The sequence below is a fragment of the Pseudomonas coleopterorum genome, assembly GCF_900105555.1.
In the GTDB taxonomy this organism is placed as follows: domain Bacteria; phylum Pseudomonadota; class Gammaproteobacteria; order Pseudomonadales; family Pseudomonadaceae; genus Aquipseudomonas; species Aquipseudomonas coleopterorum.
On sequence record NZ_FNTZ01000001.1, the window covers coordinates 4,639,035 to 4,663,300 of the forward strand.

The following is a 24,266-nucleotide window of genomic DNA, read 5'->3' on the forward strand; positions in this document are numbered from 1 at the left end:
ACCTGGCTTTTTTGCTTTACACGGTTGGCTACCTTGCATCAGTTCAGGCCAGGCACCCCGGCCCGCGTCACATGCTTCACCGCCTGATACGCCGCCAGCCCCCAGGGGCCGAGTTCGCGCCCAATGCCGCTGCCCTTGCTGCCACCCCACGAGGTTTCGACGAACACCGCTTGTATCGAGTTGATCCACACGTGCCCGACCTCAAGCGCATCAGCCACCCGCTCGGCGCGGGCAATATCGCAGCTGGCTACCGTGGCCACCAGGCCGAAGCGGCTGTCGTTGGCACGATCGATCGCCTCTTGTTCACGGCTGAAACGCTGAGTACACAGCACCGGGCCGAAGATTTCTTCATTCCACAAACGGCTGCTCGTCGGCACGTCCTGGTACAGCGTCGGGCTTACGAACCAGCCGTCTCGCGTCAGCGCGGCGCCGCCGCTCAGGCACCGCAAGCCTTCCTGTTCGGCAATGGCGAAATACTCGCGCACCTTATGCCACTGCGCCTGGCTGGTCAGCGGTCCCATGTCGACCTCTTCGGTCAGGGGGTTACCCACCCGCAGTGCGGCGAACGCAGCCTGTAAGCGCGGGATCAGTGCCTCGGCGATGCCGTCCTGAATCAGCAACCGCGAAGTGGCCGAGCACATTTGTCCTGCGTTCCAGCAGATGCCACCCACGATCCATTCCACCGCCTCGTCGGGGTCGCAGTCATCGAACACGATAAACGCCGATTTTCCGCCCAGCTCCAGAGTAACTGGCCGACAGAATGCCGCTGCGCTGTGCATCACCTGGCTACCTACGCTGTTGCTGCCGGTGAACGACAGCTTGTCGAGGCCCGCATGGTTGCTCAGTGCCGCGCCGATGTCTGCCTTGCCGTTGACGATATTCAGCACGCCGGCGGGCAAACCCAGGCTATCGGCGATTTCGGCGTAGGCCTGCTCGATCAGCGGGGTGACTTCCGAGGGTTTGAGTACCACGGTGCAACCGGCCGCCAGGGCCGGGGCAAGTTTCCAGGCGCTGGTGACCAGTGGAAAATTCCACGGCACGATCAGGCCGACCACGCCCACCGGTTCCAGCCGTGTGCGGGACGTGAAGCCGGGCAAGGCCAGTTCGACGTCGCGGTGGCTGGACTGGGTTTCGATCAGCTTGGCGTAATAGCCGAAGGTCGCCACAGCGTCGTCGAGATCGACTTCGGCTTCGTGCCGAGGCTTGCCGTTGTTGCGCATCTGCAAGGCAACCAGCGCTTCGCGGCGCTGGATAAGGTGCTCGGCAAAACCGCGCAATACGGCAGCGCGCTCGGCGACAGAGGTGTTTTTCCACGCAGGCAGCGCGGCGCGGGCGGCAGCCACGGACTGATCGACCTGCGCGCTGCTGGCGGCGATCAGTTCGACGAAGGGCAGTCCCAGCGCCGGATCGTACACGGTCAGGACATCAGCGCCCTCGCCCGGCTGCCAGCGGCCATTGATGTAGTGCGGGGTGTTCATGGTGTGGCTCCATCGGGGATTTTATAGCGGGTTCAGGGGGCAAACGGTGGAGCCTGGTTGATTTCGATGATCAGCGGGCGATCATCCGGGGCTTCGCGCAGCAGGGTTTGCAGGTGTTGGTAATCGCGGGCGCGCTCGGCCGCGCAGCCAAACCCGCGGGCTATCGCGAGAAAGTCCGGGGTGTAGATGTCGACACCCAGCGGCGTGATGTCGCGGCGTTGCATGTAGCTTTTGATCTCGCCGTAGCCCTGGTTATTCCAGAGCAGCACGATGATGCCAACCTGCGCCTCAACGGCGCTGGCCAGTTCCGGCAGGGTGAACTGAATGCCACCGTCACCCATCAGGCTGATCACCACCCGCGCAGGCTCGGCCAACTTGGCGCCGATGGCCGCCGGCAGGCCGTAGCCAAGAGTGCCGTAGCCGGTGGAGGCGTTGAACCAGCGGCGTGGGCTGCTGAGCTCGACCAGGTGATTGCCGCTGTACACCGTCTGCGTCGAGTCGCCGACAAAGCGCGCCTCGGGCAGTACCTCAAGCACGCAGTCGAACAGTTTGCGGTAGTGCGCCCAGCTGCTGAAATCCTCGGCCAGTTGCTGCTGCACCGCCGCCGTACGCTGCACGCCAAGGCTATCGGCACTGGCCGCCCGCGCCGGCAGTTCGGCTAGCAAGGCGCGTATCGCTGCCGTCGCATCACTGAGGATCGCGAGATGCGGCGTATGGTTGCGGGTCAACTGTTCGGCATCGATATCGATGCGGATCAGTTCGCCGCCAATCCTGAAGTTGCCATCGAACACCACGTCGTAATCGGTCTCGCCCAGCTCGGTGCCGATCGCCAGCACCACATCGGCATCCAGCGCTAGTTGCCGCACCGGTACCAGCGACTGGTTGCTGCCCAGCAACAACGGGTGCCCGCCCGGCAACAAACCTTTGGCATTGATGGTCAGGGCCGTCGGTGCATCCAGCCGGGTGACCAGCTCGCGGACTTCGTCCATCGCGGCCACGCAGCCTCCACCGAGTAACAGCAGCGGCTGCTGGGCTGCGCGCAACCGCGCAGCCGCCTTGCTGATCGCCTCAAAGTCCGGCGCCGGTCGGGCGATGACCTGGCGCGGCACCAGCGTCAGGTGATCGGCGCTGGCAGTGATGATGTCCAGCGGCAGCTCGATGTGCACCGGGCGTGGGCGCTGGCTGTCGAACACCGCGAAGGCCCGCGCCAGCACAGCGGGCAGTTCGTCGACGCTCATCAGCGTGTGGCTGAATGCGCTGACGCCGGCGACCATCGTCCGCTGGTTGGGCAACTCGTGCAGATAGCCGTTGCCCAGGCCCAGGCGATGACGCTCGTTGACGCTGGAAATCACCAGCATCGGAATCGAGTCGGCATACGCCTGGCCCATCGCGGTGAGGATATTGGTCATGCCGGGGCCGGTGATGATGAAACATACCCCAGGCTTGCCACTAACCCGCGCATAGCCGTCGGCCATGAAGCCCGCGCCCTGTTCGTGGCGCGGCGTGACATGGCGAATGCCGCTGTTTGGCAGGCCGCGATACAGCTCGACGGTGTGCACGCCGGGAATGCCGAACACCATGTCGACGCCCCAGGCATGCAGTTGCTTGACCAGGAACTCTCCGCAAGTGCTTGCACACGTACTCATGCTGCGCTCTCCTGTTCCAGACCGATAAAGCGCCGCACCCGCGCATCGCCTTTGTGGCGGATCGCCGCTGGCGAGGCGTCGGTGACCACGTGGCCGTTTTCCATGAACACGATGCGATCGGAAATCGACAGGGCGAAATCCATCTCGTGGGTGACGATCAGCATGGTCATGCCTTCGGCCGCCAGGTCACCAATCACCTTGAGCACATCGCCCACCAGTTCCGGGTCCAGCGCCGAGGTCGGTTCGTCGAACAGCATGATGTCGGGCTCCATCGCCAGCGCGCGGGCAATCGCCACGCGCTGTTGCTGGCCGCCCGACAACTGGTGCGGGTACTTGTCGGCATGCGCCAGCAGCCCGACCCGGTCCAGCAAGGCATGGCCCTTGCGGCGCAACTCAGCCGTACTGGCCAGACTGTGGTAACGCGGGGCAAGGATGACGTTGTCGAGAATGGTCCGGTGCGGGAACAGATTGAAGTTCTGGAAGACCATGCCGATGCGCCGGATGCCTTGGCGGATCACCGGAGAATCGGTGCGTGTGCCGGCCTTGATGAAGTCATGGCCGAACAGCACGATTTCGCCTTGATCAATGGTCTCCAGGCTATTGATAGTGCGGATCAACGAGGTCTTGCCGGAGCCGGACGGGCCGATGATCGAAATCACCTCACCGGGCCGCACAGCGAGGTCGATGCCCTTGAGCACTTCATGGTTGCCATAGCGCTTGTGAATGTTGCGCAGTTGCAAGGCGTCGGGCTGTCCCGCCACCGGCTCGCAACGCGGCTTCGCAAGGCCGGCCGGTTGGCGCAAGGCTTCGGTCTGCACGGCCTCCAGGGTTTGTGCGTTTTTGCGTGAGAGGTCCAGATGGCGCTCGGCCCACTGCAACAGCCAGCCGAACAGGGTGACGATCAGCACGTAATACACGGCTACCGCTGCCAGGGTTTCCAGCACCAGAAAGTTTTGCGCGTACAGGCGCTGGCCGACCATCAGCAGCTCGCTGAGCGAGATCACCGAGACCAGCGAGGTGAGTTTGACGATGGTCACGTATTCGTTGGTCAACGTCGGCAAGGAGATACGAATCGCCTGCGGGATGATCACCAGCCGCTGCGCGCCCAGCCCGCGAATACCCAGCGCCTTGGCCGCTTCGCGCTGGCCCTTGAGCACCGACAGCAGGCCGCCCCGGTGAATCTCGGCCATGTACGCGGTTTCAGTCAGTACCAACGCGATCAGCCCGGAATAGAACGGCTGCGACAGCACGCTGCCGGCGGCTGGAAACAGCTGCGGCAGGTTATAGACGAACACCAGCAGCACCAACAGCGGGATGCTGCGAAACAGCCAGATGTACAGGCTGACCGGCAGGCGCAGCCAGGCACGCGTCGACAGCTTGGCGCTGGCCAGTACAAAGCCCAGCACCAGACCCAGAGTCCAGGACAAGGTGCTGAGCTGCACCACCGTCAGGCAGGCCTTCCAGAAGGCCGAGACGGAGAACAGTGAGAAAAAATAGGCCCATTCGAATGCCATGATGACCTCGGTATAGCGGATGGATGGCGATCAGCTCGGGGTTAGCACGAACGTTGCAGGAGCGCGCTTGCCGGAATGCCGGACCGCCACGCTCCTGCGCAGGGAGGATTGTCAGGCAGGGTCCAGGTTGTACTTCTTCAGCAGTTCGCTGTATTCGCCGCTGCGCTTGTAGGTTTCAACCACGCCACGCATCTTTTCCAGCAACTCGGTGTTGCCCTTCTTCACATAAATGCCGAGGGTCTGCGGGTACAGGGATTTCTGCGAGCTGATCACGATCCGGCCACGGGCCTTGTCGACGATCATTTTCGCTGCCGCCGAGATTTCCAGATGCGCCTGGATATTGCCGGACATCAACGCCTGGGAAGCTTCTGCGGTGGTCGGGAATTCGCTGATGGCGATCTCGCCCTTGTTCTGCTTGGTGCAGTAATCAGCCGAAACTGCCTTGAGCTGGTTGATCCAGTTGGTGCCCTGCTGCAAGCCGACTTTCAGGCCGCACAAGTCTTCAGGCTGCTGCGGTTTGGCGGTGCTGTCGCTGCGCACCATGATCGCCGCGCCGACTTGCGCGTACGGAATCGCGTCGGCCTGCTTGGTGCGCTCGTCGGTGATGTACATGCCGGAAATGATGGTGTCGAAGCGGTTGGCGTTCAGGCCCAGGATCAGGTTCGGAAAGCGGGTGTCGACGAATTCGACCTTCAGGTCGCCCAGTTGCTTGGCCAGCGCGGTCGACACCTCAGGGTCAAAGCCCACCACCTTGTCGCCGTCGTAGGACTCGAACGGCGGGTAAGAAATCTCCATGCCGACCTTCAGCGTACCGGGCGTGGCAGTGGGCGCGGCCTGCACGCTGCCGGCGAACAGGGCGGCACCCATGAGCACAGAAGTGGCAAGGCGCGAAAACGTGGTGTTTGGCATAGTCATGATTCCAGATTGAGGGTAAAGGCAGATCACGAAGTCACGTTCTGGTTTTTCAGGTGCCCGAAGCTAGAAGGCTTTCTGGCGTGCTGCGGCAAGGCAATCTGCCCGTCGGCGACACGCTGGCGAAGGTACTGATAGGTCTGTAAAGCCTGGGCCCACATGTGCTCGCCAATGGTGATGGGCGTGTAGTTCTGCTCGCCGGCCGCGAAGGGCGGCAGCGGTTTGATCTGGGTGTGGTAATCGCAGGCGTAGAACAGCGGAAACGAATAACGCTCCTGCTTGACCTTGCGCACCCGGTGCGCGGTGGCGACAAAGGCGCCGGCGGTCATCACCTCGAGCATGTCGCCGATATTGACCACGAAGGCGCCGTCGACCGGCGGCGCATCGATCCACTCGCCCTGCTCGTTCATTACCTCAAGGCCTGGCTGGTCGGCCTTGAGAATGGTGAAGCACTCGTAGTCGGTGTGCGCGCCGATGCCCGGTGCGTCCTGTGCGTCGCCATCAAACGGATAATGGATCAGGCGCAGCTTGGACGGCGGAAAGCAGGCCATGTCGTCGAAGGCATGTTCATCCAGGCCCAGCGCCAGGGCAAAGCCGCGAAACAGCTGGTGCCCCAAGGCAAACACCGCTTTGTAGTAGGCCTGCACCGCCGCTTGAAAACCTGGCAGGGTCGGCCAGTTGTTCGGCCCCAGCAGCGGCGTGCCGTTGAGCACCAGCGGGTTGTCTGCCGGTACTTCAAAACCGATATCGAACGCCTCTTTATGGTCCGGCTTGCCGGTGCCGTACACCTCCTCCCCCTCGGGAACGAAGCCCTTGTGGCTATCGGAAGCGCCGATGTAGTGCTGCATCTTGGCGTCCAGCGGCTGGGCGAAATACTGTTCGGCGGCGCGGTGCAGGTTATCGATCAGCTGCGGCGCGATGCCGTGGCCGGTGATGTACAGAAAGCCCACATGCCTGGCCGCCTCGCCGAGCGCCTGGGCCACTGCCTGGCGATCTTCCAGGCGTTCGCTGAACAGACCGTGGATATCGACCACGGGAATGCGGGTGAAAGCAGAACGTTCACTCATGGCAGCAGGCTCTCCGGACGGTTGGAAAAGGCAGTGAAGTGTTCGCGCTCGGTGCGGCCCATCCACGCATTCAGGTTCCACAGGTCGGCCACCGGCACATCGGTGAACGGCAAATGATGCAGGTAACCATCGGGGCCGAACTCCGGCGTCAGCGTGGTGCCGGTGTAGCCGCGGGCCTGTTGCGAGCGCCAGATGGCTTGCCAGTGCTGCTGATGAAACGCCAGCGCAGCGGCGTATTCCGGCGCGCCGGGATGCGGCACTTGCGGGCCCTGGTCATAGCCGACCCGGGCCTGAATGTGATGCACGCGCTCGACAAAGGCGCTGAGGTCATCGGCGGGATCGTCGAGCAGTCGCTCGCACGTCACCACCCAATGGCTGATGTCGCTGGTAAAGCGCAGGTCGGGCACTTGCTCGATCAATTGCAGGGTCAGCCACGGATTGAACAGCGAGCGCGCGCGGTGGGTTTCAAAGCTGCAGGTCAGGCCGCTGCGTTTTGCAATCTCCAGCGCCTCAGCGAAAAAGTCGACCTGCTGAGCCAGCGGCCAGCGGTCGTTGCCGGCCAGTACATTGACAAAACGAGGTTCCAGTTCGACGGTCAGTTGCAACTTGCGGGCAAAGTCCGTCAGGTGCTCGGCCGGCGTCGCCGCCTGCAACGGCAGCACCGGCGTCGAAGTAAAAAGAATGGCGATGTACGGCACGCGATTGTCACGCAGGAACGCCGCGAACGCCGCCCGCTCGGTCGCGTCCTCGGGGATGCGCGCCTCGAAGCCGTCGAAGCCTGCGGCACGTGCCTCGACCAGCGCCTGTTGCCATGTGCCGCGATAGCCCCACAGCGTACGAAAGATTTCCAGTTTCATGGGCGAACCTCGCCGCCTGTGCCCGCTTGGGCACAGCACGGATCACAAATGGGCGGTGGCCGATTGAGTGACGTTGCTCATGGCCTTGCGGCCCAGCATCGGGTGCGCGCCTTTCGGGCCGTATACCGAAGCCGGCTCCGGAAACGTGCGCAGCAAGGTCAGGTACAGCAGCGCGGCAAGGCCCAGCGTGATCGGCAAGCTGATGTCGATACCGCCGGCCAGTTCGCCCAGCGGCCCGACAAATTGCCCTGGCAGATTGACGAAGCACAGGCCCACCGCCGCGCTCGGAATCCACGCGCCCAGGCCGCGCCAGTTCCAGCCATGGTTGAACCAGTAGCGACCACCGCGCTGGCCACGAGTGAACACCTGCAAATCATCGGCGTGATAAAAACCGCGACGGCTGATCAGGCCAAGGATCATCACCACCATCCACGGGCTGGTGCAGGTGATGATCAGCACCGCGAAGGTCGACACGCTCTGGACCAGATTGAAGGTGAAACGGCCAATGAAGATAAACGCAATCGCCGCCACACCGATCAACAGCGTAGCGCCAGCGCGGCTGAGCAGGCGCGGAAACATGCTCGACATGTCCAGCCCCGTGCCATACAGCGCCGTGGTGCCGGTCGACAGGCCGCCGATCACCGCAATCAGACACACCGGCAGGAAGAACCAGCTCGGCGAAATCGCCAGCAGGCCGCCAACATAGTTATTCGCCTCGATGTATTGCGGTGCCTGGGACGCGACCAGCGTCGCCGTGCACAGGCCGAACAGGAAGGGAATCAGCGTACCGGCCTGAGCGGCCAGCACCGCGAGCATGATGCGAGTCTTGTCGGTGTCGCGCGGAATGTAGCGTGACCAATCGCCGAGAAAGGCACCGAACGACACCGGGTTGCTCATCGCCAGCAACGCCGCGCCGATGAACGCCGCCCAGAAGCCCGGTTGTTGCAGGTTGACGCTGCCGGCATAGCCCGCATCGAATGGCCCGGCAAACGCCAGAATGCCCAGCAGAAACAGCAGGCTCGACGCCCACACCGCGATTTTGTTGACCCACAGCATGAAGCGAAAACCGAAGATGCAGACGATCAATACCAGCACCGCAAACAGCCCGTAGGCCAGGCCCAGGCTGAAGTCGGTTTCCGGCAAGCCAACCAGTCGTCTCGCGCCACCGACCAGCGCGTCGCCAGAGCTCCAGACCGAGAGGGAAAAGAACGCCACCGCCGTGAGCAGTGACAGAAACGAGCCGATGATGCGCCCGTGGACGCCGAAGTGCGCCCCGGACGACACCGCGTTGTTGGTGCCATTGATGGCGCCGAACAAGCCCATCGGCGCGAGAATCAACGCCCCCACCGCCACGCCCAGCAGAATCGCCCAGACCCCGGCCTGGAACGACAGCCCGAACAGCACCGGGAAACTGCCCAGCACCGCCGTGGCAAAGGTATTGGCACCGCCGAAGATCAAGCGAAACAGATCGATAGGGGAAGCATCGCGTTGGTTGTCGGGTATCTGCTCGACACCAAAGGTTTCGATACGCGTCGAATGGCTCATGTGTTGCTCCAGCACCTGTCACGGTTGTTGTAAGGCCAGCGCAGGCACGCTGACCCTTTATGGCCGCCCGTTGACCCCGGGCGGAGGGTTGCTGCTATTTTTTTATAATGTCGCGGCGGTTAACCCGTCACTTCCGACAAATGCTCATGCCAAGCAAGCCAGCGCTCGCCCTCACAGCGGAATACGATCGTCTCGCGCTCCTTCAAGCGCAGCTCTTCGGTACCGATGCGCACATGTGTCGCCACGTCATGCACGAAAATGGCCGTATCGCCCTGCACGTTGACCCAGACGTTACTCGACTCACAGCCCAGCACCGCAAAACCATCGATCTGCCATTGCTGCCACAACGTTTCATACTCGGCCCGCGAGTTCAGCGGCTTGGCCAGGGTATGAAAGACAAAACTGGCGTCAGGACTGAAACAGTCGAAATAACGTGCCGTGTCGTTGCTGGCAAAGGCCGCGACCAGCGCCGCAGCCGCCTCGAGAACCTCGGTTTCACGGTTCATCGACGGACGACGCCCGGCAGCACACAGAGCATTTCGTACAACAGGTTGGCGCCCAGCAGCGAGGTGTTGCCAGTGGTGTCATACGGCGGCGACACCTCGACCAGATCGCAACCGATCAAGTCCAGCCCCTGGCAACCTCGGATTATCTCCAGCGCCTGGATCGTAGTCAGCCCGCCGACCTCCGGTGTCCCGGTGCCCGGTGCCCAGGCCGGGTCGATGCCATCGATGTCGAACGACAAGTACACCGGCCCACCACCGACCTTCTCGCGGACTTCGGCCATCAACGGCGTCAGCGACTTGTGCCAGCAATCCTCGGCCTGCACCACACGGAAACCCTGCTTGCGGCTCCAGTTGAAATCCTCGGCGGTATAACCCTGAGCCCGCAGGCCGATCTGCACCACACGGTCGCTGTCGAGCAGACCCTCTTCCTGCGCGCGGCGGAACGTGGTGCCGTGGGCAATCTTCTCGCCGAACATGTGATCGTTGACGTCGGCATGCGCATCGATATGCACCAGTCCGACCTTGCCATGCTTCTTGTGAATGGCCCGCAGGATCGGCAGCGTCAGTGTGTGATCGCCTCCCAGCGTCAGCGGCACGATGCCGTGGCCCAGAATCCGGTCGTATTCCTGCTCGATGATGCGCACCGCATCGAGCAGGTTGAAGGTATTGATCGGCACATCGCCGATGTCGGCCACGTTCAACGAATCGAACGGCGCGGCACCGGTGGCCATGTTGTAAGGACGGATCATCACCGACTCGGCACGAATCTGCCGTGGCCCGAAACGAGTGCCGGAACGCAGCGAAGTACCGATGTCGAGCGGGATACCGATAAACGCTGCATCCAACCGATCGAGTTCTTCGGCGGCTTGTATATGAGGCAAACGCAGCATGGTGGCGATGCCGCCGAAACGAGGCATCTCGTTCCCGCCCAAAGGCTGGTGGAAAGTCGTGTCCACGGGGTGGCCTCACTTTGTGGTCATTGAAGTGACCCCATTCTGGTGACGCCCCGCAGCCAGAAGAATCGCTGCCCACAAATAATCAGTTCAGAGATTTCTAAACTATCCAGGGATACACTGGCCGTCTGAAACACTGCGATATCCCATCCGGCAATGGACCTGTGGGAGAGGGCTCTGCCCGCGCCACAGCCCAACCCTACAAGACCTGAACTGCCCCCCCGGAGCCCACCCCCAATGTCCTCTGCCCTGCCCGACCTCAAACTGCTGCGCATCTTCGCCTGCGTAGTACGCCACCAGGGTTTCGCCGCCGCGCAGCAGGAACTCAACCTCTCCACTTCCGCCATCAGCACTTACATGAGCCAGCTCGAGACCCAGCTCGGCCTGGTGCTCTGCCACCGTGGCCGTGGTGGCTTCAGCCTGACCAGCAAAGGCGAACTGTTCCATCAGGAAACCTTGCGCCTGCTCGCCGAACTCGAAGGCTTCGAACGCTACAGCGCCGCCCTCAAAGGCGAACTGCGCGGCACTCTCAATCTCGGTGTGCTCGACTCCACCGTCAGCGACCCGGCCCTGCCGCTGGCCGACGTCATCGGCGCCTACAGCAAGGAACACCCCGCAGTACACCTGCACCTCTCCGTGCTCAGCCCCGCGCAACTGCAACTGGGCTTACAGGAAAACCGCCTGGACCTGGCCATCGGCGCCTTCTCGGTGCGCATGAATGGGCTTATGTACCAAGCGCTGTACCGCGAACAGCACTGGCTGTATTGCAGCGATCGGCATGAGTTGTTCGAGCAGCGGCGAATTCCGGCCGAGGTGATCACCCAACAACGAATGGTCGGGCGCGGGTACTGGAGCCAGGCGGAACTGGCCCGCCACGGGTTCAAGCACAGCGCGGCGACGGTGGAGTCGATGGAGGCGCAACTGATCTTGGTGTTGTCGGGAGCGTATATCGGCTATCTGCCGGAACACTACGCGCAATTCTGGGCGGATCAGAAGCGGTTGAAGGTGCTGTTGCCGACGACGTTCGGATATCAGGCACCGTTTTCGTTGGCTTTGCGGCGGGGACGGTCGAGGGAGCCTTTGATACAGAGCTTTCGAGATCGGTTGAGGGGGTGGTTTGAAGCCAGCTGATTCAAGTGACACAAAATCCGCGGGAGTAAGCGACGCTCGCCAATTGAGTATGCAGCGCCGCAGAAATGCGCCTTGCTGGTAGACCGCTACACGATGAGGCCTGGCCAGCAGGGGACCTGAAGGCCCCCTGTTTGTACGGTTGTTTAGCTTTCTGAACGGTTTTCAATCCGAACGACCACGGCTTGCAATCCTACCCCCCTCACTCCACCGTCACCGACTTCGCCAAATTACGCGGCTGATCCACATCCGTCCCCTTCAGCACCGCCACGTAGTACGAAAGCAGCTGCAACGGAATGGTGTAGAGGATCGGCGCCAACGCATCGATGATGTGCGGCATGGCCACCACATGAGTGCCGGGGCCGTTGCTCAGCTGCGCCTGCTCATCGGCGAATACCACCAGCTCGCCGCCGCGTGCGCGCACTTCCTGCAGGTTGGATTTGAGTTTTTCCAGCAGCTCGTTGTTCGGTGCCACGGTGACCACCGGCATGTCCTTGTCCACCAGCGCCAGCGGCCCGTGCTTCAATTCGCCAGCAGGATAGGCTTCGGCATGGATGTAGGAGATCTCCTTGAGCTTCAGTGCACCTTCCATTGCCACCGGGAACTGCGCGCCGCGGCCCAGGAACAGCGTGTGGTGCTTCTCGGCGAACAGCTCGGCGATGCGCTCGATGGTGGTGTCCATGGCCAGGGCTTCGCCCAGGCGGGTGGGCAGGCGGCGGAGCTCGGCCACCAGCTGCGCCTCGACACCCTCCTCCAATGATCCGTGGACCTGCCCAAGGGAAAGCGTCAGCAACATCAGCGCGACCAGCTGCGTGGTGAACGCCTTGGTCGAAGCCACACCGATCTCCGGGCCTGCCTGAGTCAGCAGGGTCAGGTCGGACTCGCGCACCAGAGAGCTGATGCCGACGTTGCAGATGGCCAGGCTGCCGAGAAACCCGAGTTGCTTGCCGTTGCGCAATGCGGCCAGGGTGTCAGCCGTTTCGCCGGACTGGGAGATGGAGACGAACAAGGTGTCGGGCTGCACCACGACCTTGCGATAGCGGAACTCGCTGGCCACTTCGACCTGGCAAGGGATGCCGGCCAGGCCTTCGAGCCAGTAGCGCGCAACCATACCCGCGTGATAGCTGGTGCCGCACGCAACGATTTGCACGTTGCGCACCTTGGCGAACAGTTCGGCCGCCTGTGGGCCGAAGGCCTGCACCAGCACCTGGTTCTGCCCAAGACGGCCTTCCAGGGTGCGCTGTACCACGGTAGGTTGCTCATGGATCTCTTTCATCATGAAGTGGCGATATTCGCCCTTGTCGGCGGCCTCTGCGCCTTCGTGGTACTGCACGCTTTCGCGTTCCACAGGTGCGCCCGCGGCGTCCCAGATCTGCACGCTTTCACGACGGATCTCGGCAATGTCACCTTCCTCCAGGTACATGAAGCGGTCGGTCACCTGGCGCAGGGCCAACTGGTCGGAGGCCAGGAAGTTCTCGCCCATGCCCAGGCCGATCACCAGCGGACTGCCGCTGCGGGCGGCGACCAGACGATCGGGCTGGTGCACGCTGATGGCAGCCAGGCCGTAGGCGCCGTGCAGTTGCTTGACCGTCGCCTTGAGCGCATCGGCCAGGTCCGGGAGGGCCTTGAGGGTGTGGTGCAGCAAGTGGGCGATGACTTCGGTGTCGGTCTGCGAGGTGAACACGTAGCCCAGCTCCTTGAGCTGGGTGCGCAACACTTCGTGGTTTTCGATGATGCCGTTGTGCACCACGGCCACTTCGTCTGTGGAAAAGTGCGGATGAGCGTTCTGTTCGGTGGGTGCGCCGTGGGTAGCCCAGCGGGTGTGGGCAATCCCCAGCTTGCCGAGCAGTGGCTCATCCGCCAGCGCCGTTTGCAGTTCAGCGACCTTGCCCACACGACGTTGGCGCTGCACGCTGCCATCTTCGCCCAGCACCGCGACACCGGCGCTGTCGTAGCCACGATATTCCAGGCGCTTGAGACCCTCGACCAGAATGGCTGTGATGTTGCGCTCCGCAATGGCGCCGACGATTCCACACATGTTCGCTTCTCCTAGCTGGTAGCGGCGAGCACGAGATCGATCCCGCGCGCCTGAATCTGATCGCGCGCTTCGAGCGGCAGACGATCATCGGTGATGAGGGTACTGATGCGGCCCCAGGGCAGCTCCAGATTGGGAATCTTGCGTCCGACCTTGTCGGACTCGACCATGACGATCACTTCGCGAGCGACTTCGGCCATTACCCTGCTCAGGCCCAGCAACTCGTTGAAAGTCGTCGTGCCGCGCTCCAGATCGATGCCGTCGGCACCGATGAAGAGCTGATCGAAGTCATAAGAGCGCAGGACCTGTTCGGCCACTTGGCCCTGGAACGATTCGGAGTGCGGATCCCAGGTGCCACCGGTCATCAGCAGTACGGGCTCGTGTTCCAGCGCACCCAGAGCGTTGGCCACGTGCAGCGAGTTGGTCATGACGACCAGACCCGGCTGCTTGCCCAACTCCGGAATCATCGCCGCCGTGGTGCTGCCACTGTCGATGATGATCCGCGCGTGTTCCTTGATACGTAGAACGGCTGCACGGGCGATGGATTGCTTGATGGCCGAGACGCGTGGACCGGGTTCGCCAATGAGCTCCTGAGGCATGGTCACCGCACCGCCGTAGCGACGCAGGAGCAACCCGTGACTCTCGAGGGCGGCAAGGTCCTTGCGAATGGTCACTTCGGAAGTGGCGAAATGCTTGGCCAAGTTATCCACACTCACTTCGCCCTGCTCGTTGAGCAAGGCGAGGATGCTGTGACGGCGTTGAGGCGTATTACGCTTCGACATGACGACCTAAGTTTCGTTTCGAAAGATAACGAAGGTAATGGAAACCTAAAATGAAAGGTCCGTCAATGGTGAAGCAAAGCTTTTCTGTAATCTCTTCGTGGAGCGGAGGGGTCACCGCCCGCCTCGCTCTCACGAATTAGCACACAGGACACTGTGGGAGCGGGGCGGGCGGCCAAGCCCTCTGCCCGCGAAGAGGCCAGTGATAAAACCACCGTGCTGTGGATAACTAAGGCTTTTTGATCTTCACCGGCCGTTTCCACCCTTCAACATTGCGCTGCCGGGTCCGCGCCACTGCCAACTGCCCTTCCGGCACCTCTTGGGTAATGGTCGAACCCGCAGCAGTGGTCGACCCCGCCAAGATATCCACAGGCGCTACCAGCGAATTGTTCGAACCAATGAACACGTCCTCACCAATGGTGGTTTTCCATTTGTTCGCCCCGTCGTAGTTGCAGGTGATGGTCCCCGCGCCGATGTTGCTGCCGGCACCGATGTCCGCATCACCCAGATAGGTCAAGTGACCGGCCTTGGCGCCCTCGCCCATGCGCGCGTTTTTCAGCTCGACAAAGTTACCCACATGGGCGCGAGCCTCCAGCACTGTACCCGGTCGCAGCCGCGCGAACGGGCCGGCATCGCTGTTTTCATGCAACACGGCACCGTCCAGATGACTGTTGGCCTTGACCACCACGCCGCGGCCCAGGGTGCTGTCCTTGATGTAGCAGTTGGGACCGATGACCACGTCGTCCTCGATCACCACGCGGCCTTCGAGCACCACGTTGACGTCGATCAGGACATCGCGGCCCACGGTGACGTCTCCGCGCACATCGAAGCGTGCCGGGTCGCGCAAGGTCACGCCTTGGGCCATCAGGCGACGACCTTCGCGCAGCTGGTAGTGACGCTCCAGTTCCGCGAGCTGACGCCGATCATTGGCGCCCTGCACTTCCATCGGATCCTGAGCGGTTTCAGTGGCAACCACCAAGCCGTCGCTGACCGCCATGGCGATCACGTCGGTCAAGTAATACTCACCCTGGGCGTTGTCGTTGGACAGGCGCGCCAGCCAGTCGGCCAGGCGCTTTCCAGGGACCGCAAGAATACCGGTGTTGCCTTCGTTGATGGCTTTCTGCGCATCGCTGGCGTCCTTGTGCTCGACGATGGCCTGCACCTGACCATCAGCATCACGCACGATGCGCCCGTACCCCGTGGGGTCGGCCAGGTTGACGGTGAGCAGACCCAGTTGATCGGCACTGACCTTCTGCAGCAGCCGCTGCAGGGTCGTCACCTCGATCAGCGGTACGTCACCGTAGAGAATCAACACATTATCGGCGCTCAGGCCCGGAACCGCCTGTGCGACCGCATGGCCCGTACCCAGCTGCTTGTCCTGCAACACGAAATTCAGATCATCGGCAGCGAGGCGTTCGCGTACGGCATCGGCGCCATGGCCGATCACCACGTGGATTCCCTGCGGCTGGAGTTGGCGCGCGCTGTGGATAACATGGCCGAGCATGGAATTGCCGGCGACAGGGTGCAATACCTTGGGCAGGGCCGAGCGCATGCGCGTGCCCTGGCCGGCGGCGAGAATGACGATATCGAGAGACATGGACGGCTACCAATCCGGAGAATGGCCAGCGGGCTGACCGGGGAGGAAATACTGAAAAAGAAAAAGGGTAGCCGAGGCTACCCTTTTACTCAATCGCAAGTGAATCGACGCATCAGCCGCCAAATTTCTTGCGGATCTGCTGGACGGTGCGCAGCTGGGCTGCAGCCTCGGCCAGGCGTGCGGCGGCAGATCCGTAATCGAAGTCTGCGCCTTTTTCGTTCAGGGCCTTCTCGGCAGCCTTGACGGCTTCCTGAGCGGAAGCTTCATCCAGGTCGGCAGCGCGCTGCACGGTGTCGGCAAGAACCTTGACCATGTTCGGCTGAACCTCGAGGAAACCACCAGAGATGTAGAACACCTCGGCTTCGCCACCCTGCTTGATCAGGCGGATCGGGCCCGGCTTGAGATCAGTGATCAGCGGGGCGTGGCCTGGAGCGATACCGATATCACCCAGGTTACCGTGCGCAATCACCATCTCGACCAGGCCGGAAAAGATTTCTCCTTCCGCGCTGACGATATCGCAATGGACTGTCATAGCCATACTTGCCTCAACCTGATTAGCGCCCGTTGCCGGGCGCCAGGATTACAGTTTCTTGGCTTTCTCGATCGCTTCTTCGATGCCGCCGACCATGTAGAACGCTTGTTCCGGCAGGTGGTCGTAGTCGCCGTTGAGGATGCCTTTGAAGCCTGCGATGGTGTCTTTCAGGGAAACGTATTTACCCGAGGCACCGGTGAAGACTTCAGCCACGAAGAACGGCTGCGACAGGAAGCGCTGGATCTTACGAGCGCGGGATACCAACTGCTTGTCGGTTTCCGACAGCTCGTCCATACCCAGGATCGCAATGATGTCCTTCAGCTCTTTGTAGCGCTGCAGCACGTACTGAACGCCGCGAGCGGTGTCGTAGTGCTCCTGGCCGATCACGTTCGGGTCCAGCTGGCGCGAAGTCGAGTCCAGTGGATCGACCGCTGGGTAGATACCCAGGGAAGCGATGTCACGGGACAGTACGACGGTGGCGTCCAAGTGGGCGAAGGTGGTCGCCGGCGACGGGTCGGTCAAGTCGTCCGCAGGTACGTATACCGCCTGGATCGAGGTGATCGAACCTTCCTTGGTCGAAGTGATGCGTTCCTGCAGAACGCCCATCTCTTCGGCCAGGGTCGGCTGGTAACCTACTGCCGAAGGCATACGGCCCAGCAGTGCGGATACTTCGGTACCGGCCAGGGTGTAACGATAGATGTTGTCGACGAACAGCAGAACGTCGTTACCTTCGTCACGGAATTTCTCGGCCATGGTCAGACCGGTCAGGGCGACGCGCAGACGGTTACCCGGCGGCTCGTTCATCTGGCCGTAGACAAGGGCTACCTTGTCCAGAACGTTGGAGTCCTTCATCTCGTGGTAGAAGTCGTTACCCTCACGGGTACGCTCACCCACACCGGCGAACACGGAATAACCGCTGTGCTCGATGGCGATGTTACGGATCAGCTCCATCATGTTCACGGTCTTGCCGACACCGGCACCACCGAACAGACCGACTTTACCGCCCTTGGCGAACGGGCAGACCAGGTCGATAACCTTGATGCCGGTTTCCAGCAGGTCGTTGCCGCCTGCCTGCTCCGCGAAGGAAGGTGCTGGACGGTGAATGCCCCAGCGCTCTTCGGTATCGATCGGGCCCGCTTCGTCGATCGGGTTGCCCAGAACGTCCATGATGCGGCCCAGGGTGGCCTTGCCGACAGGGACGGAAATGGCTGCGCCGCTGTCGAGCACGTTCAGGCCGCGTTTCAGGCCTTCGGTGGAACCCATGGCGATGGTACGAACCACGCCGTCGCCCAGCTGCTGCTGGACTTCGAGAGTGGTTTCAGCGCCTTGTACCTTCAGCGCGTTGTAGATGCTCGGTACGCTGTCGCGTGGAAATTCCACGTCGATAACGGCGCCGATGATTTGAACGATACGTCCGCTACTCATAGCTGGATCCTCTGAATATTTGAACCGTTAAACCGCGGCAGCGCCGCCGACGATTTCCGAGATCTCTTGGGTGATCGCAGCCTGACGCGCCTTGTTGTAGATCAGCTGCAAATCGCTGATCAGGTCGCCGGCGTTGTCGGTTGCATTCTTCATTGCGATCATCCGCGCCGCTTGTTCAGCAGCGTTGTTCTCGACCACCGCCTGGTACACCTGCGACTCCACGTAACGCACCATCAGGCCTTCAAGCAGCTCTTTGGCGTCGGGTTCGTACAGGTAATCCCAGTGGTGCTTGAGTTCTTGATCCGGGGTTGCCTCCAACGGGATCAACTGCTCCACCGTTGGTTGTTGCGTCATGGTATTGATGAACTTGTTGGACACCACGGACAGGCGATCGATACGGCCTTCCAGGTACGCGTCCAGCATCACCTTGACGCTGCCGATCAGATCATTGATCGACGGCTCTTCGCCCAGATGGCTGATCGCTGCCACGACGTTGCCGCCGAAGTTGCGAAAGAACGCTGCACCCTTGCTGCCGATCACGCACAGGTCGATTTCGACGCCGCGTTCGCGATTGGCCGCCATGTCCTTGACCAGGGCCTTGAACAGGTTGGTGTTCAAGCCGCCGCACAGACCACGGTCGCTGCTCACCACGATATAGCCGACGCGCTTGACGGCGCGTTCGATCATGAACGGGTGGCGGTATTCCGGGTTGGCGTTGGCCAGATGTCCAATCACCTGGCGGATACGCTCCGCGTAGGGACGGCTGGCTGCCATGCGCATTTGTGCCTTGCGCATTTTGCTGACCGCCACTTTTTCCATGGCGCTGGTAATTTTTTGCGTGCTTTTGATGCTCGCAATCTTACTGCGAATCTCTTTTGCGCCTGCCATGTAACACCTATCAGGTTAGCAAGCAGGGGCCTTGCGGCCCCTGCTGCGGCTTACCAGGTTTGGGTGGCCTTGAACTTCTCGATACCGGCCTTGAGGCCAGCGTCGATTTCGTCATTGAAGTCACCCTTCACGTTGATCTTCGCCAACAGGTCGGCGTGATCGCGGTTGAAGTAAGCAATCAGGGCCTGCTCGAAGCTACCAACCTTGGCGATCTCGACGTCGGTCAAGAAACCACGCTCGGCTGCATACAGCGACAGCGCCATGTCGGCGATCGACATCGGCGAGTACTGCTTCTGCTTCATCAGCTCGGTCACGCGCTGGCCGTGCTCGAGCTGCTTGCGGGTGGCTTCGTCCAGGTCAGAAGCGAACTGGGCGAATGCCGCCAGTTCACGGTACTGAGCCAGAGCGGTACGGATACCACCGGACAGCTTCTTGATGATCTTGGTCTGAGCGGCACCACCTACGCGGGATACCGAAACACCGGCGTTCACTGCAGGGCGGATGCCCGAGTTGAACATGGCCGATTCCAGGAAGATCTGACCGTCGGTGATCGAGATCACGTTGGTCGGAACGAACGCGGAAACGTCGCCAGCCTGGGTTTCGATGATCGGCAACGCGGTCAGGGAACCGGTCTTGCCAGTCACTGCACCGTTGGTGAACTTCTCGACGTATTCTTCGGAAACGCGCGATGCACGCTCCAGCAAGCGGGAGTGGAGATAGAACACGTCGCCTGGGTAGGCTTCACGGCCTGGTGGACGACGCAGCAGCAGGGAAATCTGGCGGTAGGCCACTGCTTGCTTGGACAGGTCGTCGTAGACGATCAGTGCGTCTTCGCCACGGTCACGGAAGAATTCGCCCATGGTGCAACCGGCATAAGGTGCCAGGAATTGCAGCGCAGGAGATTCCGAAGCACTGGCAGCCACCACGATGGTGTTGGCCAGGGCGCCGTTTTCTTCCAGCTTGCGAACCACGTTGGCGATGGTCGATTGCTTCTGACCGATGGCAACGTAGACGCAGAAGATACCGGAGTTCTTCTGGTTGATGATCGCGTCGATCGCCAGAGCGGTCTTGCCGATCTGACGGTCGCCGATGATCAGCTCGCGCTGGCCACGGCCGACAGGGATCATGGCGTCGACAGCCTTGTAGCCAGTCTGTACAGGCTGGTCTACCGACTTACGCCAGATAACGCCCGGTGCAACCTTTTCGACCGCGTCGGTCTCGGTGTTGCCCAGCGGACCCTTGCCATCGACAGGGTTGCCCAGTGCGTCGACGACGCGACCCAGCAGTTCCTTGCCAACCGGAACTTCCAGGATGCGGCCGGTGCACTTGGCGCTCATGCCTTCGGCCAGGCTGGTGTAGGCGCCCAGTACCACGGCACCTACGGAGTCCTGCTCCAGGTTGAGTGCCATGCCGAAGACGCCGCCAGGAAACTCGATCATTTCGCCGTACATGACGTCGGCCAGACCGTGAATCCGTACGATACCGTCGGAAACGCTGACGACAGTGCCTTCGTTACGGGCTTGGGAGGTCACATCGAGCTTGTCGATGCGACCCTTGATGATTTCACTTATTTCGGAAGGATTGAGTTGCTGCATTGCTCTGCTGCCCCTTCAAACTCAAGATTTCAATGCTTCGGCCAGTTTCGCGAGTTTGCCGCGAATCGAGCCATCGATAACCAGGTCGCCGGCGCGGATGACGACGCCACCTATCAGGCTGGCATCCTCCGCAACTTGCAGGCGCACTTCCCGGTCGAGTCGTGCACTGAGAACCTTGGCGAGTTTGTCTTGCTGTTCTTGGTTCAATGCGAAGGCACTGGTGACTTCCACATCAACCGATTTTTCCTGCTCGGCCTTGTACAGGTCGAACAGTTCGGCGATCTCCGGCAGAAGCAGGAGACGGTCGTTTTCGGCAACGACGTGGATGAAATTCTGTGCCTTGGCATCGAACTTGTCGCCGCACACGTCAATGAACGTGGCGGCCTTGTCTGCGCTCGTCAGTCGCGGGGCCTTGAGCAGGCTCTGCATGGTGGCGTCTTGCGCCACCGCTGCAGCCAGGCCGAGCATGGCTGACCAATTGGCCAGCTGCTGGTGGGCCTGAGCGTGCTCGAAGGCCGCCTTAGCGTAAGGTCGGGCCAACGTGGTCAGTTCTGCCATGATCGCCCTCGCTTAGATTTCAGCAGCCAGTTTGTTAACCAGCTCCGCGTGCGCGTTTTGATCGATTGTGGCGCCCAGGATCTTCTCGGCACCGCCTACGGCCAGCACGCCCAGTTGGGCACGCAGCGCGTCTTTGACGCCGTTCAGTTCCTGCTCGATCTCGGCTTGAGCCTGCACTTTCACGCGGTCAGCGTCGATACGGGCCTTTTCAACGGCCTCTTCGACGATCTGGTTGCCGCGTTTCTTTGCCTGCTCAATGATTTCGGCTGCCTGAGCTTTCGCTTCGCGCAGTTGCTGACCCACTTTCTCTTGGGCCAACTCCAGGTCGCGAGCTGCTCGGCTGGCAGCGTCCAAACCATCAGCGATCTTCTTCTGACGTTCGTGCAAAGCCGCGATGACCGGAGGCCACACGAACTTCATGCAGAACAGCACAAAAATGAAGAACGCAACGGTCTGGCCAATCAGGGTTGCATTAATGTTCACGCCAACACCTCGCTCGTTCTTTGTCCATCACACCAATCCACTCGAAGGTTCGAGAGATCAGCCAGCGAGTTGACCAACGAAGGGGTTCGCGAAGGTGAAGAACAGAGCGATACCAACACCGATCATGGTCACGGCGTCGAGCAGACCGGCGACGATGAACATTTTAACTTGCAGCATTGGGACCATTTCTGGCTGGCGAGCAGCGCCTTCCAGGAACTTGCCGCCCAGCAGGCCGAAGCCGATAGCGGTACCCAGTGCGCCCAGGCCGATCAGCAGAGCAACAGCGATAGCGGTTAGACCAACTACAGTTTCCATCTTTCCTCCCGACTTTTTACGTCGTCTTTTGCTTGGTTTTTAGGTTTTAAAGCGGTGTTACAAACCGGTGTTTCGGCCCGTGTGGACCTCCCTCGCGCCTGGGCGCGAGGGACATCAGACTCGCCAGGCGGGCCTTAATGATTTTCTTCGTGAGCCATCGAAAGGTAGACGATGGTCAGCATCATGAAGATGAATGCCTGCAGCGTGATGATCAGGATGTGGAACACCGCCCACGCCCACTGCAGCACGACGCCCAGGCCGCTGAGCCACAACAGGCCGCTGCCGAACATCACGGCGATCAGGATGAACACCAGCTCGCCGGCATACATGTTGCCGAACAGTCGCAGCGCCAGCGAGATCGGCTTGGCGATCAGGGTGACGAATTCGAGCAGGAAGTTCACCGGAATCAGCAGGATCTGAACGAAGATGTTTTTGCTGCCGAACGGGTGCAGGGTCAGTTCGCCGATGAAGCCGCCGATGCCCTTGACCTTGATGCTGTAGAAGATGATCAGCGCGAATACCGACAGGGCCATGCCCAGTGTCGCGTTCGGGTCGGTGGTCGACACGGCGCGGAACGGGATGTGCGAGTCGCCGGAGATCCAGGCCGCGGCCATCGGGATCCAGTCGACCGGAATCAGGTCGATGGCGTTCATCAGGAACACCCAGACGAAGATCGTCAGCGCCAACGGTGCGATCACCGCGCTGCGGCCGTGGAAGCTGTCACGCACGCTGCCGTCGACGAACTCGACCAGAACCTCGACGAAGTTCTGCAGGGCGCCCGGCTGGCCGGACGTCGCCTTCTTGGCTGCCATGCGGAAGATCAGGATGAAGATCAGGCCCAGGGCAACCGACCAGCCGAGTGTATCGACGTGGAACGCCCAAAAACCCATTTCCTTGGCTTCTGCAGCGGTGTGGGCAAAGCCCCAGCCGCCTTCTGGTAGCTGACCGAAGGTCAAGTTCTGCAAGTGGTGCTGGATATAGCCCGAAGCGGTTGTTTCTGCCATGGTTGCCTCAAACGCCCTAAGGTCTCGAAAGTCTTGTTTTCATGAGCAGGGGTGCGAACCAGCTGACCAGCTGGGTCAGCCCGAAGACGCCGAATACAGCCAGCGGCGCCAGTGGTTTCACTCCTGCGAACGTCAGTGCGAACAGCACTGCCGTCAAAATCAGCTTGCCTGCCTCGCCGGCGTAGAACGACCGGACGATGGCTTGTGCGGCCCGGGCTCCGGTGAACCGGAAAGCCTTCCAGGCGAAATACAGATTGGGCAACCAGGCGATCAGGCCCCCGCAGAGTCCTGAATAACCGCTGACCGCCCCGAGCCATTGCCACAGCACCAGAGCTGCCAGCAACACGACGACACCTTGCGCCAACAACATCGGGAAAACGACCCACTGATGGAACGGCAGGCGGTTTGGCGTGCGGGTTTCCATCGTGACGACTCCTCAATGGTCGACGTGCCATAAGCCGTAACTTGGCATAAATTGTGCCGACAAAATGCGCGCAGAGTATAGGGGCGGTTCCTCCCCTATTCAACTGCCGGGTAGTGATTTCCGACTGCGCGCTACACAAGGAATTGTTTCAGCGGATGTGTGCAAGCACACCTTGCAACTCATCCAGAGAGTTGTAGCGGATGACCAACTGGCCTTTTCCCTTCTGCCCATGCCGGATCTGCACCGCAGAGCCTAGGCGTTCGGCCAGTCTTTGCTCCAGCCGGGTGATGTCAGGGTCGGCCTTGGCTGGTTCCACCGGCTCGGGTTTACCGCTCAACCACTGGCGAACCAGGGCCTCGGTCTGCCGAACGGTGAGGCCTCGTGCGACAACGTGTCGCGCGCCTTCGACCTGCTGCTCATCCGGCAGACCGAGCAATGCGCGCGCATGGCCCATTTCCAGATCGCCATGGGACAGCATGGTCTTGATCACTTCAGGCAGCGCGATCAGGCGCAACAGGTTGGCCACGGTGACCCGCGACTTGCCCACCGCATCGGCGACCTGCTGCTGCGTCAGCTGGAACTCGTGTTGCAGACGCTGCAGGGCAATGGCCTCTTCCACCGGGTTGAGGTCTTCGCGCTGGATGTTCTCGATCAGCGCCATGGCGATCGCCGCTTCGTCAGGCACATCGCGGACCATGGCCGGGATGGTTTCCAGGCCAGCCTGTTGCGCGGCACGCCAGCGACGTTCGCCGGCGATGATCTCGAAGCGTGCGTTGGCCACCGGCCGTACCACGATCGGTTGCATCACGCCCTGGGTCTTGATCGAGTGCGCCAGCTCTTCGAGCGCCTGCGGGTCCATGTCCCGGCGCGGCTGATACTTGCCCCGCTGAATGACGTCCAGCGGCAGGTGCTGCAACTCGTTCTGGTCGACCTTGACAGCCTGCTCCTCGAGCGAGCTGACGGTCGGACCGCTGAGCAGCGCATCCAGTCCACGTCCGAGACCACGTTTCTTGACGGCCATTGGA

The 24,266-nt window shown here is 61.4% G+C and carries 23 protein-coding genes; 1 reads left to right on the top strand and 22 read right to left on the bottom strand.

What is annotated here, in order from left to right; genetic code table 11:
* Positions 1-38 precede the first annotated feature (38 nt).
* The 9 genes from BLV18_RS20945 to speB all read right to left on the bottom strand — a co-directional run bounded on the left by BLV18_RS20945 (position 39) and on the right by speB (position 10,481).
* Complete coding sequence (locus BLV18_RS20945; RefSeq protein ID WP_090361622.1) at positions 39-1,478, bottom strand: aldehyde dehydrogenase family protein; 1,440 nt, start codon at positions 1,476-1,478, stop codon at positions 39-41.
* A gap of 32 nt (positions 1,479-1,510) precedes the next feature.
* Positions 1,511-3,124, bottom strand: a complete 1,614-nt coding sequence (locus BLV18_RS20950; RefSeq protein WP_090361625.1) for a 5-guanidino-2-oxopentanoate decarboxylase — start codon at positions 3,122-3,124, stop codon at positions 1,511-1,513.
* Positions 3,121-4,638 carry an amino acid ABC transporter permease/ATP-binding protein gene (locus tag BLV18_RS20955; protein WP_090361626.1) on the bottom strand — a complete coding sequence of 506 codons (1,518 nt, stop codon included), beginning with the start codon at positions 4,636-4,638 and terminating at the stop codon, positions 3,121-3,123. The genes BLV18_RS20950 and BLV18_RS20955 overlap by 4 nt, the downstream gene beginning before the upstream one ends.
* A gap of 111 nt (positions 4,639-4,749) precedes the next feature.
* The gene (locus tag BLV18_RS20960) at positions 4,750-5,547 is read right to left on the bottom strand and encodes an ABC transporter substrate-binding protein (RefSeq protein WP_090361628.1); all 798 of its coding nucleotides are present in this window, start codon (positions 5,545-5,547) and stop codon (positions 4,750-4,752) included.
* 32 nt (positions 5,548-5,579) lie between these two features.
* Positions 5,580-6,617 carry an isopenicillin N synthase family dioxygenase gene (locus tag BLV18_RS20965; protein WP_090361631.1) on the bottom strand — a complete coding sequence of 346 codons (1,038 nt, stop codon included), beginning with the start codon at positions 6,615-6,617 and terminating at the stop codon, positions 5,580-5,582.
* Complete coding sequence (locus BLV18_RS20970; RefSeq protein WP_090361633.1) at positions 6,614-7,474, bottom strand: sugar phosphate isomerase/epimerase family protein; 861 nt, start codon at positions 7,472-7,474, stop codon at positions 6,614-6,616. Before BLV18_RS20970 ends, BLV18_RS20965 begins: the two co-directional genes overlap by 4 nt.
* A 42-nt stretch (positions 7,475-7,516) precedes the next feature.
* Entirely contained in the window at positions 7,517-9,019 is a 1,503-nt protein-coding gene (locus tag BLV18_RS20975; protein ID WP_090361635.1) for a purine-cytosine permease family protein, read from the bottom strand.
* Between the two features lie 119 nt (positions 9,020-9,138).
* Complete coding sequence (locus BLV18_RS20980; protein ID WP_090361640.1) at positions 9,139-9,525, bottom strand: nuclear transport factor 2 family protein; 387 nt, start codon at positions 9,523-9,525, stop codon at positions 9,139-9,141.
* Positions 9,522-10,481, bottom strand: a complete 960-nt coding sequence (speB, locus tag BLV18_RS20985) for an agmatinase (protein ID WP_049860445.1) — start codon at positions 10,479-10,481, stop codon at positions 9,522-9,524. Before speB ends, BLV18_RS20980 begins: the two co-directional genes overlap by 4 nt.
* Positions 10,482-10,715: 234 nt before the next feature.
* Here speB and BLV18_RS20990 point away from each other — a divergent pair, with 234 nt between their 5' ends.
* Positions 10,716-11,609 (top strand): LysR family transcriptional regulator, encoded by an 894-nt coding sequence (locus BLV18_RS20990; protein ID WP_090361643.1) that lies wholly within the window; start codon positions 10,716-10,718, stop codon positions 11,607-11,609.
* A gap of 199 nt (positions 11,610-11,808) precedes the next feature.
* Here the strand turns inward: BLV18_RS20990 and glmS are convergent, their stop codons facing one another.
* The 13 genes from glmS to BLV18_RS21055 form a co-directional block, all read right to left on the bottom strand.
* The gene (gene glmS / locus BLV18_RS20995) at positions 11,809-13,644 is read right to left on the bottom strand and encodes a glutamine--fructose-6-phosphate transaminase (isomerizing) (protein ID WP_090361645.1); all 1,836 of its coding nucleotides are present in this window, start codon (positions 13,642-13,644) and stop codon (positions 11,809-11,811) included.
* Positions 13,645-13,655: 11 nt separating this feature from the next.
* Entirely contained in the window at positions 13,656-14,423 is a 768-nt protein-coding gene (locus BLV18_RS21000; RefSeq protein ID WP_043192059.1) for a DeoR family transcriptional regulator, read from the bottom strand.
* 226 nt (positions 14,424-14,649) lie between these two features.
* Positions 14,650-16,017 (bottom strand): bifunctional UDP-N-acetylglucosamine diphosphorylase/glucosamine-1-phosphate N-acetyltransferase GlmU, encoded by a 1,368-nt coding sequence (glmU, locus tag BLV18_RS21005; RefSeq protein ID WP_090361648.1) that lies wholly within the window; start codon positions 16,015-16,017, stop codon positions 14,650-14,652.
* Positions 16,018-16,129: 112 nt separating this feature from the next.
* Complete coding sequence (locus BLV18_RS21010; RefSeq protein ID WP_043192055.1) at positions 16,130-16,555, bottom strand: F0F1 ATP synthase subunit epsilon; 426 nt, start codon at positions 16,553-16,555, stop codon at positions 16,130-16,132.
* 42 nt (positions 16,556-16,597) lie between these two features.
* Complete coding sequence (atpD, locus tag BLV18_RS21015; RefSeq protein WP_049860449.1) at positions 16,598-17,974, bottom strand: F0F1 ATP synthase subunit beta; 1,377 nt, start codon at positions 17,972-17,974, stop codon at positions 16,598-16,600.
* Positions 17,975-18,001: 27 nt separating this feature from the next.
* Complete coding sequence (gene atpG / locus BLV18_RS21020) at positions 18,002-18,862, bottom strand: F0F1 ATP synthase subunit gamma (RefSeq protein WP_043192052.1); 861 nt, start codon at positions 18,860-18,862, stop codon at positions 18,002-18,004.
* A gap of 50 nt (positions 18,863-18,912) precedes the next feature.
* Positions 18,913-20,457, bottom strand: coding sequence for a F0F1 ATP synthase subunit alpha (atpA, locus tag BLV18_RS21025; RefSeq protein ID WP_049860450.1), 1,545 nt, complete (start codon positions 20,455-20,457; stop codon positions 18,913-18,915).
* Between the two features lie 21 nt (positions 20,458-20,478).
* Positions 20,479-21,015 carry a F0F1 ATP synthase subunit delta gene (locus BLV18_RS21030; protein ID WP_043192047.1) on the bottom strand — a complete coding sequence of 179 codons (537 nt, stop codon included), beginning with the start codon at positions 21,013-21,015 and terminating at the stop codon, positions 20,479-20,481.
* A gap of 12 nt (positions 21,016-21,027) precedes the next feature.
* Complete coding sequence (locus BLV18_RS21035; RefSeq protein ID WP_043192045.1) at positions 21,028-21,498, bottom strand: F0F1 ATP synthase subunit B; 471 nt, start codon at positions 21,496-21,498, stop codon at positions 21,028-21,030.
* Between the two features lie 57 nt (positions 21,499-21,555).
* The gene (gene atpE / locus BLV18_RS21040) at positions 21,556-21,813 is read right to left on the bottom strand and encodes a F0F1 ATP synthase subunit C (protein ID WP_002555987.1); all 258 of its coding nucleotides are present in this window, start codon (positions 21,811-21,813) and stop codon (positions 21,556-21,558) included.
* A gap of 134 nt (positions 21,814-21,947) precedes the next feature.
* A complete protein-coding gene (gene atpB / locus BLV18_RS21045) occupies positions 21,948-22,817 on the bottom strand; it encodes a F0F1 ATP synthase subunit A (RefSeq protein WP_049860451.1) in 870 nt (289 codons plus the stop codon).
* A 16-nt stretch (positions 22,818-22,833) separates the two neighbouring features.
* Positions 22,834-23,241, bottom strand: coding sequence for a F0F1 ATP synthase subunit I (locus tag BLV18_RS21050; RefSeq protein ID WP_043192037.1), 408 nt, complete (start codon positions 23,239-23,241; stop codon positions 22,834-22,836).
* A gap of 148 nt (positions 23,242-23,389) precedes the next feature.
* Complete coding sequence (locus BLV18_RS21055) at positions 23,390-24,262, bottom strand: ParB/RepB/Spo0J family partition protein (RefSeq protein ID WP_056844842.1); 873 nt, start codon at positions 24,260-24,262, stop codon at positions 23,390-23,392.
* Positions 24,263-24,266 lie beyond the last annotated feature (4 nt).